Origin of the sequence: Mycobacterium sp. E1386, from assembly GCF_001672745.1 — a bacterium.
Classification (GTDB): domain Bacteria; phylum Actinomycetota; class Actinomycetes; order Mycobacteriales; family Mycobacteriaceae; genus Mycobacterium.
In genome coordinates this window covers 23795-36175 of record NZ_LZKH01000235.1, presented here as the reverse complement: position 1 = coordinate 36175, position 12381 = coordinate 23795, and the positions used below count along the sequence as shown (strand labels likewise).

The window sequence follows — 12381 nt, the reverse complement described above, 5'->3', positions numbered from 1 at the left end:
GCATCAGCACATCGGCCTGCTTGGACGCCTTGTAGTTGTTCTACCTGCTGTCGTCGGACGAGTTGCTGGGTTTACTGGGCCGGCTCGGTTACCGCTTCGCGCCCGAGCAGATTCCGGAGACCGTGGATTACTACCTCAAGCGCACTTCCCACGGTTCCAGCCTGAGCGCCGTCGTACACGCCTGGGTTCTCACCCGTGGCAACCGGCACCACGCCATGAAGTACTTCGTGCAGGTATTGGCTTCCGACATCGTCGACATCCAGGGCGGCACCACGTCGGAAGGCATACACCTGGCCGCGATGGCCGGCAGCATCGATCTGCTGCAGCGGTGTTTCACCGGACTCGAAACCCGCAACAACCGCCTGATCCTCAGCCCGCAATGGCCAGATGCACTGGGATCCATCGAGTTTCCCTTCCTATACCGCGGCCAACGGCTGCACCTTCGGGTCAGCGGTCGGGCGGCCCAGCTGACCTCCGAGGCTGGCAACAGTGCCTCCGTCGCGGTGGAATGCCGTGGCCGGTTACAGCACCTGCTGCCCGGGCACACGGTCGAGGTCGCCTGAAGCCGGGTGACCAATGCCTGCGAACGGGGGCCGAACGGCCCTGCTCAACGGAGCCGACCGACCATAACGTGGCCAGTGACGGGCCCTCGCGCCCCGGCAGCCAGTCATAGAGGAGGACTCGATGAACAATCCGCAGTCGTCGCAGCGGATCGTGGTGGGAATCGACGGCTCGGACGCCGCCATCAACGCGGCCAAATGGGCCGCCGCCGAGGCGGTGAGCCGCAACGTCCCGCTCCGGCTGATCCACGCCGTCCCGAGGCGGAACGCGGATGACGACAGCTTGGACGTCGAATACGCCCAAGCGGCGTTGCGCAACGCCGATGCGGCGCTGCAGGCCATGGGTACGCCGGTCAAGGTCGAGTGCGACATCGTGCGCGGCTCCTCGGAGGGCGCGCTGATCGACGAATCACGGGATGCCGCAATGGTGTGCGTGGGTTCGGTGGGGACCGGCTGGGTGGCCCGCAAGGTCCTCGGCTCGACCGCACAGACGTTGGTGCGCAAGGCGCACTGCCCGGTGGCCGTGATCCGCAGCAGCCGCGACGGCGCCGGGCCGGAGGACGGATACGTCGCCGTTGCCGTCGAGGAGACGGACGCCAACGACGCGGTGCTCGAGCACGGTTTCCACGAGGCACGCCTTCGTGACGCACCGATCTTGGCGATGGGCGTTTGGCGGTGGGGCCTGGGCGAGATTCCCTACCGCCAGCTGGATCAGCGCCTCGGCCCCTGGGTCTCGAAGCATAGCCAGGTGCACGTCCAGCCCGCCGCGGCGAGGCGCGGGGCCGCCGAGTTCCTTACGCGTACAAAGGAACCCGTTCAGCTCGCGGTCGTGGGCAGTGAGGACGCCGACAAGGTCGCCCGCATGGTCGGGCCGATCACCCCGCATCCCGGCGGCCACACCGGATGTTCGGTGCTCGTCGTCCGCGAATGACGGCGGCTATCCGGCCGCCCAATCCTTGGCGCGGTCGAGCTCGTCGAGTGAGAACACGGCGATCTCGCCGGGAACCAGCCACGCCACAGCGTGCAGGACGGGGGCGACCCAGTCCTTGTCTGACACCACCGCGATCCGCTTGAACGCCGAATGGTGCGGCAAGACGGTACCGAAGCCCAGCTTGAGATCCTCGAGGAAACCACCGGGCCCGAATCCCTCGTAGTCGGACGCGATGACCTCGACGATCCTGACCTCGCCGGTCTGGAGCACGTGGTCGATGTCGGGCTTGAAGTCGCGCAGCTCGTCACCGCGCAGCCGGCCCGATACGCGAATGCCGATCACCTTCTCCGGCATGTCCGGGAGCAGCTCGATCATAACGGCCTCCTTTGCGGGCGATTCTCGTCGTCAGCGGACAACCAGCACGGGCACCCGCGCCGACTGGGCGACCGCCGAACTCACCGAGCCGAGCAGCATCCCGGGGAATCCGCCGCGGCCGCGGCTGCCGACCACCACGAGTTGGGCGTGTTCGGATTCCTTCAGCAGCCATTCGGACGGCTTGTCGCAGAACAGTTTCCGCTCGACATGCACGTCGGGATAGCGTTCTTGCCAGCCGGCCAGGCGTTCGGCGAGGATCTCGTGCGCCTCCTGCTCCCGGTCATGCCAGTCCATGCCGAGGATGGGAAACACGCCCACGTCGCTCCACACGTGCAGTGCCACCAGCCCCACCCCACGGCGCGATGCTTCGTCAAAGGCCAGGGCGGTCGCCGCTTCGGACGCAGGGGACCCGTCGACGCCCAGCACCACGGGCGCGCCGGGGTTGGGGGCCGCCCCTTCGCCGGTGTGGATGACGGCGACCGGGCAATGGGCGTAGTGCACGAGTCCCGTGGTCACGGAGCCCAGCAGCAGGCGGCCCACCGCTCCCAGTCCCTGGTTTCCGGCGACGAGCACCCAGGCCTGCTTTGATGCCTCGATCAGCGCGGGGACGATGGCGGAATAGACCGTCTCGGTGTGTATTTCGGGCGATTCGGAGGCGCCCACGCTGGCGCTCAGCGTCTTGCGGGCCTGGTCGATCACGTGCTGAGCGCTGTCCTGTTGCCAGTCGGGCATCTCGGCATACAGTTGCCCCACCGGCCAGCCGACGACGATGGGCGGAACGACGAACATGAGCGTGATGGGCAGGTCGCGCATGATGGCTTCGCGCGTCCCCCAGGCGACGGCGGCGTCGGATGCGGCCGACCCGTCGACACACACCAGTACACCGTATTTCTTCGCTTCTGCGTTCATTTTTCCGCTCCTCTATGCCGGCGTCTCGTCGAATTGGGGTAGCTCGATCTCGAGGTGACGAATGGCTCCGTAATCGATTGGCCTGCAAGGCCAGCCGAGATCGAAGAAGACCGTGAGCATCAGGTGGTTCTCGCCGAGGACGTCCGCGACGAACCGCCCGATTCCGTGGGCCCGAGCGATCGGGGCCAGGTGCTTCAGCAGGGCCGTGCCCACCCCCAGCGAATGGTCTTGGTGGGCAACCACGACCGCGACCTCGGCCGCGTTCGGGTCGTCGACCACGACGTAGTGGGCCACGCCGATCAGCCGATCGGCGTCGAAGGCACCGAGCGCGTACAACCCGTCCGCGGGCTCGGTCAGCTTGGCGACGAGCTCGTGCAGCGGTGCGAGCTGCAGCGTGAAGAAACGAAAGTACCGGTCGTGGTCGGAGAGGTGTCGATGCAGCGCCGAAACGGCCTCGGCGTCGGCGACGGTCAAGGGACGCAACGACACCAGGCGTCCGTCGAGCAGCCGAGCAGTCGCGGTGGCGTCCACCGATCGATTACTCACACTGCCCGACGATATTCGGCGGCGGCGCGGCAGGGCAGGGCCGTTAGACCCCATGGCCCCTCCCATTGGTCCCGTTCGGGGCGACCGCTATTGATCGACGAGCGGGGCGACCCAGTGCACCCGGGTGCCACCCTCCGGGGGGCCGGTGATCTCGCAGGCCCCGCCCAGTTGCTCGGCGCGCCGCTTCATGTTGGCCAAGCCGCTGCGCCGCGTGTTGCCGTCGGGTATGCCGGAGCCATTGTCGACGATGTCGAGGACGAACATGTCGGCGACGCTGATCTCGACGGTCAGCCGCGATGCCCCCGAATGACGCAGCGCATTGCTGACGGCCTCCGTGCTCACAGCCTCGGCGTGGTCGGCAAGCTCGCCGCCGACGGCGGTCATCGGCCCGTGCATGCGCACGGTGGTCACGATGTCCCGATTTTCGGTCAGGTCGGCGACCACCTGTTGGATGCGTTGCCGGAAATCGTTCTTTCCCGGCGGGGATTTCAGCTGGAAGATCGTCGTGCGGATCTCCTCGATGATAGTTTGCAGATCGTCCAGCGTGCGGTTGAGCCGGTCGGCGACCTCCGGGGAGCGCGCCCGGGCCAGCGTTCCCTGCAAATCCATCCCGGCGGCGAAGAGCCGCTGGATGACGTGGTCGTGCAGGTCGTGGGCGATGCGTTCACGCTCGGCCAGGATGGTCAGCTGGCGCGCGTCGTCACGGGCCGACGCGAGCACGAGCGCTATCGCGGCATGAGTGGCGAAATCGCTGACCAGATCGAGGTAACTGTCGTCGAAGGGCGACTCGTGACTGCCGCGGGCGATGGCGATCACGCCGACGACTTCGTCGCGGGCGCGTAGCGGCATCAGGATGGCCGGCCGCTGCCCGACGTCGGTGAATGCCTGAATCGGGTACCGCAACGTCTCGGTGATGAGCGGTTCGCCGGACCGGAAAACGGCCCCGCTGGTGGAACCGTCCACCGGAACGCGTTGGCCGACCACCTCGTCGGCGTGCGCGCCGACCGCCGCCGAGACCACCAGCGTGTCGACCTCGTCTTCAGGCACATCGGCATCGGCGGGCACCAGGACGATCGCCTGCTCGGCATCGGTCAGGGCCCGGGCGCGTTCGGCGATCAGCTGCAGCGGGCGCCGGTGCGGCTCGGCGCTGGACAGCAGCGCGGTGGTGATCTCGCGGCTGGCCTCCATCCACTTCGCGGCCGTCCGCTCGCGTTCGAACACCTGCGCGTTGTCGATCGCGATCGCGGCGGCGAACGCCAGGGCGCGAGCCGCCATCTCGTCGGACTCGGAGAACGTCCGCTGCGGTTCGACGTGGGTGAGGTAGAGGTTGCCGAACACGGTGCCCCGAATGGTGATCGGCACCGCGAGGAAGCCGCGCATCGGGGGGTGGTGCTCGGGAAACCCGACGGCGGCCGGATGGGCGGTCAGGTCGGCCATCCGCAACGCGGGCGTGTCCATCAGCGACAAGCTGAGCAGGCCCTTGCCCACCGGCAGGTGCCCGATTTTGGCCACCGTGTCGGCATCCATCCCCTCGTGGACGAACGAGAGCAGGTTGCCGTCGGGATCGCGGATGGCCAGCGCACCGTAGGGGGCGGAGGTCAACCGCCTGGCGGCGGCGATGATCCGGTGCAGCGTGGCGTCAAGATCGAGGCCCGCGCCGATCTCGACGATGACCCGCAGCAGCTGCTCCATCTGGTCGCGGGCCGCCAACATCTCGTCGAGTTGCTCGTGCATCCTGCTGACGAGCCCCCGCTGGCCGAGTCCGGCGAACGCGGAGCCGCTGTCGTCGCTCGTCAAACCGAAAACCTCCAAGACACTCGAGATGCGACGCAATGTCCGAATGGCAAGATCAGCCTAATCGCGAAATGTCAAGTACCCAAGCGAATGGTTGTTATCGGTAGCGTGACGCCCCGCCTACCGGCTCAGTCCTGCGGCGCGTCCGCCGGCGTGGCGGGATGTCCCGGCCGCTGGTCCAGCTTGGACGCGAACACCGCCGCCTGGGTGCGGCGCTCCATGCCGAGTTTGGCCAGCAGCCGCGACACGTAGTTCTTCACCGTCTTCTCGGCGAGGAACATCCGGGCGGCGATCTGCCTGTTGGTCAGGCCCTCGCTGAGCAGGCCGAGCAGCGTCCGCTCCTGTTCGGTCAGCCCGGACAGCGGGTCTTCGCGCTCCGCCGCGCCGCGGAGCTTGGCCATCAGGGCGGCCGCCGCGCGATTATCCAGCAGGGATTTGCCGGCGCCCACCTCTTTGATCGCGTGCGCCAGCTCCATGCCCTTGATGTCCTTGACCACGTAGCCGCTGGCCCCGGCCAGGATCGCTTCCAGCATCGCTTCGTCGGAGGTGAACGACGTCAGCATCAGGCAGCGCAGGTCGGGGTGATCGGACACCAGGTCGCGGCACAGTTCGATGCCGTTGCCGTCGGGAAGCCGCACGTCAAGCACCGCGACGTCGGGTTGCAGCGCCGGTATCCGCGCCTTCGCCTCGGAGACGGAGCCCGCCTCGCCGATGATCTCGAGCTCGGGGTCCGCCGCCAGGAGGTCCGCGAGGCCGCGCCGGACGACTTCATGGTCATCGACCAGGAAAACCTTGACCATTAAGAACCCTTCCGCCGGTCGTGGGACCTCCATATCACACATTAATCATCGTACAAATTTCACAAATGTTGCCGATTCACGATCAACAACGAACAATTCGCGTCCGCCATCACCGAACTGCCGACGGGCCCGACAAGCTCGGCAACGTGCTGACGATTGTCGGCGCCGACGATCACCAAGCCGACCGGCCCGCGGTGTCCGGCCAGATAGTCCAGCAGGCCGACGTGTATCGCCAGCGACTCGACCCGAAGCTGCGGATGGCGTCGCTTCCACCCGGACAGGCGGCGATCCAGGTCGGCGAGCGCCCGGCGATCGGCCTCGGTATCACCGTGTTGTTCGGCCCGTCCCGTCCGCCGCGAGACGACCGCCTCCAGCGCGGCACCGCGCAGCACCGCCTCTTCGATGGCAGCGCCGAGCAGGACCGAGTCCGGGGACCCGGCTATCTCGACGACCGCGTTTTCCGCGGGCGGCCCGCGATGACCGTCGCGGCCCCGGACGATCGCCACCGGGCAGCGCGCCGATACGGCCAGGGCCGCCGCGGTGGAGCCCACCCGGCCCGGTTGAAAGTGGCGCAGTCCGACGGCGCCCACGCAGACCATGGCGGCCGACGCCGACGACCGAATCAGCGATCCGACCGCGGGTCCGTGGACGACCTCCGTCTCGACCTGGACCGGCTTGCCCGCGACTTGGATCGCCGTCACCGCCTGGCGGACCGCCATCTGCGCGGCTTGTTCGCCGTCCGCGGAGTCGGTCGCGTAGAGCAGCTGTAGCGGAACGTCGCGACTGACCGCCTCATCGACCGCCCACAGCGCCGCGCGTATCGCCGCTTTGGAACCGTCGATACCGGCGACGATCGACTTGGTTCTTGCTGGCTGCGTCATCGGGCCTGCCTCAGTGGCGGACCACAAGCACTGAGCAGTCGGGGTAGCCGACGATCGGATGGCAGTTCGGGGTGGCCAGCCCTGCCATCTCCTCGGCATCGGTACTGCCCACCACCGCCAATTCAATTGCGCTACCGGGCTTTCCGCCGTATTTCGCGCCGGTCCCGGCGGCCACCGTCTGGACGTGGACGTCCGGATAACGGCGGACCCAGCTGTTCAGTCGCCGGTCGATTTGGCGCACGGTGGCGTGGCGGCGTCGCCCTTCCTCCATCGCTTGGTGCACCACCTCGTCGTTGTCGGGGTCGTCGTTGAGCACGACGGCGATCACACCCAGCTCAATCGGCGCTCCGTCGGAAGTACGAATGATCGCGACCGGGCAGTGCGCGCGCGCCACCAAGCCTGCGGCCGTCGGACCCAACAGCCCGTCGGATGCCCAGCCGCGCCTGGCGGTGCCGACACACACCAGGGCAGCGTCCTGGGATTGATTGACCAACGCCTCCGCGGGATCTCCGGAGACGATCGCCGTCTCGATCTCGACCGGCTTCCGCTGGCTCCGGATGGCGCACTCCGCTTCGGCCAAGGCCATTTCGCCGCGTTCGACCTCCCACTCGGAACGAGGCCCCGATCCCTTACGCGCCGGCATGACATACACCAGGCGAAGTGGCAGCTGCCGGCCAATCGCCTCGTCGATCGCCCACTTCGCGGCGTTGACCGCGGCCTGGGAGCCGTTGACGCCCACGACCACCGCCTTGGCGTCCAGCTGGCTCATGTCGGCTCCTGATCGTTCCGAATCGCTCACATTTCAGGCTATTGCGGCCGCACCCGGCCGGCAGGGGCCGTTAGGCCCCAGCCGCGAAGTCGTTCGTCCCCAGCTCCGCGGGTTCGGCGACCAGCTCGAACAACCGCTCTATGTCGGCGCGTTCACAGACCGCCGTGCCCGGTGTCATCAGCATCGCGGCACCCGCCGCGATCCCGTACCGAACCGACTTGGCGAGAGGCCAGCCATGCGTGAGGCCCACCGTGATCGCGGCAACCATCGCGTCGCCGGCGCCGACACCGCTCCCGCCGGGCATCGGAACCGCCGGAAACCGCTGGCTCGCATGGCGCGTCGCAAGCAGCGCGCCATAGGAGCCCAGAGAAACCACGACGACTTGTGTGCGGCCACTGTCAATCAGTTGGTGGGCGGCAGCCAATTGCTCGGACTCGGTGGCGAGCCGGCGGCCGACGCATTCTCGTAGTTCTCGCACGCTCGCCTTGAGCAGGAACACCCCGGAGGAGATGTGCTGCAGGCCGCCGCCGGAGGTGTCCAGAATGAACTTCACGCCCAACTGCCGGCAGAGGTCGGCAACCCGCTGATAGTAGTCGGCGGGAGCACCCGGTGGCAGACTTCCGCTTGCCACAACGACTTCGGCCGATTGGGCCGCCGCCCGCAATTGGTCGAGACACTGCTCCTGTTCGAGGACGGTCAGCTCCGGCCCGGGCAGGACGAACCGGTATTGCTGGCCGGTGCTGGTCTCGTTGACGGTGAAACTCTCGCGCGTTTGGGCGGCGATCGGAACCTGCCGGAACGGGACTTCCGCCTCGCTCAGCAGACTCGTGACGAGACCGCCGTGCGAGCCGCCCGCGGGAAACACCGCCAGCACCGAGCTGCCAAGGACCTTCGCGATCCGGGCGACGTTGATGCCGCCACCGCCCGGGTCGTAACGCGTCGCAGAGCAGCGCAGTTTGTCGGTCGGCCGCACGACGCCGACGCTCGTCGTGATGTCGAGCGCGGGGTTCATCGTCAACGTGACGATCCGCGTTCGGCGAACCGGGTCCGAGGGCATCTCCATCTTGGCTGGCTCCGTGGGTGTTAGAGGCCGCTCGGATACGTTTCCGGTGTTTCGCCCGCGATCCAGAGGCTGGTGACCTCGAGGGGTTCGAGCGCCCGGGTCCGGTCGATATGGATCATCGCGTCGAACTGATCGGCGGGGCGGACGTGGAAGTAATGGCTCTGCCGCTCGGTCTCGGGGCGGTAGATCACCCCGATGGCACGCCCCAACCGGACCGCGCCCAGCGGTTCGGCGGCCCCCGGGCTGGTGTGGGCCGACACCAGGAACTCGCCCCTGCGCGTCTCGTGCAGGAGTTCTTCGATGCTTCCGTTGAGCGCCGGGCGCACGACCTTACGTTCGGCGATGCCGCCCCAGTCGCTGGCGGCGGTGACCGTGCCCGTGTAGGTGCTGAAGCCGATCAGACGCGCCTCGTCGCCGTGCCGCTGGCGGACCAATTGGCCCAGTGTGAGTTGCCCATCGGCCCAGACTTCGGTGGCGCGGGCGTCCCCGACGTGAGAGTTGTGGGCCCACACCACGATTCGCGCCGACGGGATATCTTGGTGGCGGTCCAGATGTTTCAGCAGCGCCTCGAGCGTCTGCGCCATGTGTTTGTCGCGCAGGTTCCACGAAGTGACTCGCCCGCTAAACATCGCCCGGTAGTACACCTCCGCGTTGTGCACCGTCTGGGCGTTCTGGTGCGCGTAGAACAATTCGTCCTCGGCGAGCAGACCGTCCCTGCGCGCGTAGGCCAGTTCGTTGCGCTGAATGTCGACCAGTTGATCGATGGCTTCCTGTTCACACGAGGGGCCGGCGCCGAAGGCCGCCGAGAAGCCGTACGCCTGCCCGTCGTCCGCCGAGGCGTGGTCGAAGCAGGCATAACGTTCGCGTGCCCGCGCCGCCGCCTTCGGGTCGACCTTGTCGAGGTAGCCGATCACTTCCTGCATCGAGCGGTGCAGGCTGTAGAGATCCAGCCCGTAGAAGCCGGCCTGCCGCTGCCCGTTGTTCTCGTGCATCCGGTTTCGGGTGCGCAGCCACTCGACGAAGTCACGCACGACGGTGTTGCGCCACATCCATGCGGGGAACCGCTCGAAGCCGCTCAACGCCTCGTCGGCGCTGGTGTCGTCGCCGATGCCGCGAACGTAGCGATTCACCCGGTAAGCATCCGGCCAGTCCGCCTCCGCCGCGACGGCGCAGAAGCCCTTCTCCTCGATCAACCACTTGGTGATTTCCGCGCGGGCCTCGTAGAACTCGTGTGTGCCGTGCGAGCTTTCGCCGATCAGCACGATGCGCGCATCGCCGATCAGCTCCTCCAGCGCGTCACGCGGCGGAACGCCGGCCGGCGCGTCGATGGCCACCCGGGCGATCACCTCGGCCGGGGTCCGCGCCGCGGCCCTCGACGGGGTGCCGGTCGTCGGCGTCGCGAGGAGCCGACGGACCTCTTCGTCGGTCACTTGCCGGAAATCCCAGAACGATTCCCCGACCGCGAGAAACGGAGTCGGCATGCTCGCGCATACGACATCGTCGACCTGACCGGCGAATTCCCGGCAGGTGGATTCCGGGGCCGCCGGCACGGCGATGACGATGTGTGCGGGCTCGGCCTCGCGGAGCGCCTGCACCGCCGCGGACATGCTTGCGCCGGTGGCCAATCCGTCATCGACCAGGATCACCGTCTTGCCGGCCACATTTACCGGCGGACGCCCGTCGCGATAGGCGGCCTCGCGCCGAATCAATTCCCGGCCTTCCCGCTCGGCGACGGCGCGCAACTCCTGCGGGGTGATACGCAGGCCGCGCACGACGTCGTCGTTCACCACGACGCGGCCTCCGCTCGCCAACGCCCCCACCGCGAACTCCTCATGGCCGGGGGCGCCGAGCTTGCGCACGATGAAGGCATCCAGCGGGGCATGCAGCGCCGCCGCCACCTCCCATGCGACGGGTATACCGCCGCGCGCCAGGCCCAGCACGATCACGTCGTGCCGATCGCGGTAGGCACCGAGGAGGTTCGCCAGCACGCGGCCGGCCTCGGCGCGATCACGGAACACCCGCCGTGGCGAGCGTCGGGTGGCGTCAGCTGCTCTGGTCATCACGCACCGCGCCTGTAGTCATGGCAATCTCCTCGATCCCTCGACGAATTCATCCGACCAGCCCGCCGTAAATCGGCGGTAGGGCACGAAGTCCCAGCCTTGCGGGTCGTTCGTCGGCTCAGCTTCTGCGGCGCAGTTCGCCGATATAGGCCATGACCCGGTTGAGGATCAGGCCGTAGGCGTCGCCGTCGTCCACCAGCCGGGGCAATCCACGGTGGCGGAGAAAGCCGTCGAGGCGCTGGTCCAGGCTCCAGTCGAGATAGGCGTCGCCGGCATAGGGCGAGTGCAGGAACTCGAACGCGAGCTCATCGACGTCGGCATCGGTCATCGACGGGGATCCCTCGGTGGTAGGTGGCATTTGCGTCCTACCCGCTCCGAGCGTGATCCCTGATGGCCGCCTGCACCGCGGCGAAGCGTGCCCGTGCCCGCTCGTCGGCGGCCTGCTGTTCGGCGGCCGTCACGACAATCGCGTCCGGACCGGGGAACACGGTCGCCTCCTCGCCGGTGGCCAGCCACCGGACCCGGTACGGCGGTTGACCATTCGGTGAACTCACCGAGGTGATCAACCCACGCAGATCCGGTCGTCCGACTGTGCTGCTCTTGATAACGAGCCAGTCACCTGGATCGGCAAGCACTACCATCTCCCTTCGAAAATATTGCAGTGCAACATAACTCGGGCCATCAGCGCATCTCCAAGACCTCGCGAACCGGCCGGCGCGGCGTCGGCTCGGGAGCGCCCTTACCCGAGAAGGCGGTGCCTACCCGGATCAGAACTTGGGGAACCGCTTCGGTCTCGGGAATGAGCTCCCCGATCATGTCGCGACTGGCCTGCAGCTCCGTCACGTGTGTCACGGTGCAGGTCGCCAGCCCGGCCATGGTGCACTCCAGCAGAACCGCCGAGAGGGCCTGGCCGCACCGGAAGGCGTCCGCGCGGGTGTCCCCCGGCGTGGACAGGACAACGATCTTTGCTTGATCGCGGAGGCTGGCGGAGCTCCCCCGGGCGTGCCCGTCGGCGGCGAATCGACGGTTCACGCCGTCGGCGCGGGGCTGCGCCTCGTTGACCAGGGCGGCCTGCGGTATGCCATCGTCGTGCCTGCCAGGCGCTGTCCACCAACGCAATTCGTGGTGGTAGAGGTCGTCGTAGCGGCGCAGCGCCTCATTGAGGTGCGCGGCCTCCACCAGCCGCGGCAGCGCGTCGTCGGCCAGTACGTCGAGGGTGGCCAGCTCGGGATTGAAGGCGCTCCGCACCACCGGTTCGAAGGATGCCCACTCCTTTGGGGCGCCGAAGGGGCGCCGGTCGGTCCTGCGGCGCAGGATCGCCGCCGCGCGGTCTCGCCGGGCCACGGCGACGTAGTCGCCCGAGACGAAGTCGATGGCGGCCAGGTGGTCGGGGTTGTTGGGATTGGGAAACTCGTCGACGCCGGCGACCCACCCTTCGGCGGCCATCGCGACCCGGAAGTGATCGAGCACTGCGCCGCAGCTGATGATCGACTCGCGTCCCGAGCTGTCGGCCGAGGACACCATGCGGTGCGGGTCGGCGAAGAGATCGACGGTCGGGCCGCCGGCAACCCATCGCCATGGCTGGCTGTTGTGCAGCGAGGGGGCGCGGCAGGCGAGCTCGACCGCCCGGGTGAGCACTTTCCTGTCGACCATCGTCTGGGTCATTGTCGTTCGCCTCTCCTGTGTTACTTGG

Annotated in this window: 13 protein-coding genes and 1 pseudogene; 2 read left to right on the top strand and 12 right to left on the bottom strand. The window is 67.8% G+C overall.

What is annotated here, in order from left to right:
• Window positions 1-35: 35 nt before the first annotated feature.
• Window positions 36-563 (top strand): annotated as a pseudogene (locus A5709_RS24200) (glycosyl hydrolase family 65 protein); the annotation flags it as partial.
• Window positions 564-684: 121 nt separating this feature from the next.
• On the top strand, window positions 685-1491 hold the full coding sequence (locus tag A5709_RS24195; RefSeq protein WP_067949109.1) for a universal stress protein: 807 nt from the start codon (window positions 685-687) through the stop codon (window positions 1489-1491).
• Window positions 1492-1497: 6 nt separating this feature from the next.
• Here A5709_RS24195 and A5709_RS24190 read toward each other — a convergent pair whose 3' ends face one another.
• The 12 genes from A5709_RS24190 to A5709_RS24135 form a co-directional block, all read right to left on the bottom strand.
• Window positions 1498-1866: an STAS/SEC14 domain-containing protein gene (locus A5709_RS24190; RefSeq protein ID WP_067949106.1), complete on the bottom strand. Its 369-nt coding sequence runs from the start codon at window positions 1864-1866 to the stop codon at window positions 1498-1500.
• 30 nt (window positions 1867-1896) lie between these two features.
• A complete protein-coding gene (locus tag A5709_RS24185; protein ID WP_067949104.1) occupies window positions 1897-2775 on the bottom strand; it encodes a universal stress protein in 879 nt (292 codons plus the stop codon).
• 12 nt (window positions 2776-2787) lie between these two features.
• Window positions 2788-3321, bottom strand: a complete 534-nt coding sequence (locus A5709_RS24180; protein ID WP_197520224.1) for a GNAT family N-acetyltransferase — start codon at window positions 3319-3321, stop codon at window positions 2788-2790.
• 87 nt (window positions 3322-3408) lie between these two features.
• Window positions 3409-5055, bottom strand: a complete 1647-nt coding sequence (locus tag A5709_RS24175) for a GAF domain-containing protein (RefSeq protein WP_197501021.1) — start codon at window positions 5053-5055, stop codon at window positions 3409-3411.
• Between the two features lie 188 nt (window positions 5056-5243).
• Window positions 5244-5915 (bottom strand): response regulator transcription factor, encoded by a 672-nt coding sequence (locus A5709_RS24170; protein ID WP_067949100.1) that lies wholly within the window; start codon window positions 5913-5915, stop codon window positions 5244-5246.
• 59 nt (window positions 5916-5974) lie between these two features.
• Window positions 5975-6796, bottom strand: a complete 822-nt coding sequence (locus tag A5709_RS24165; RefSeq protein WP_067949098.1) for a universal stress protein — start codon at window positions 6794-6796, stop codon at window positions 5975-5977.
• Window positions 6797-6806: 10 nt separating this feature from the next.
• Window positions 6807-7565: a universal stress protein gene (locus tag A5709_RS24160; RefSeq protein WP_068122987.1), complete on the bottom strand. Its 759-nt coding sequence runs from the start codon at window positions 7563-7565 to the stop codon at window positions 6807-6809.
• A gap of 70 nt (window positions 7566-7635) precedes the next feature.
• A complete protein-coding gene (locus tag A5709_RS24155) occupies window positions 7636-8628 on the bottom strand; it encodes a 1-phosphofructokinase family hexose kinase (RefSeq protein WP_068011342.1) in 993 nt (330 codons plus the stop codon).
• Between the two features lie 20 nt (window positions 8629-8648).
• A complete protein-coding gene (locus tag A5709_RS24150) occupies window positions 8649-10688 on the bottom strand; it encodes an erythromycin esterase family protein (protein WP_068122985.1) in 2040 nt (679 codons plus the stop codon).
• A gap of 118 nt (window positions 10689-10806) precedes the next feature.
• The gene (locus tag A5709_RS24145; RefSeq protein WP_231972082.1) at window positions 10807-11016 is read right to left on the bottom strand and encodes a hypothetical protein; all 210 of its coding nucleotides are present in this window, start codon (window positions 11014-11016) and stop codon (window positions 10807-10809) included.
• 37 nt (window positions 11017-11053) lie between these two features.
• A complete protein-coding gene (locus tag A5709_RS24140; RefSeq protein WP_156673319.1) occupies window positions 11054-11329 on the bottom strand; it encodes a DUF1918 domain-containing protein in 276 nt (91 codons plus the stop codon).
• A gap of 40 nt (window positions 11330-11369) precedes the next feature.
• Window positions 11370-12353 carry an NAD(P)H nitroreductase gene (locus tag A5709_RS24135; RefSeq protein WP_068122982.1) on the bottom strand — a complete coding sequence of 328 codons (984 nt, stop codon included), beginning with the start codon at window positions 12351-12353 and terminating at the stop codon, window positions 11370-11372.
• Window positions 12354-12381: the final 28 nt, after the last annotated feature.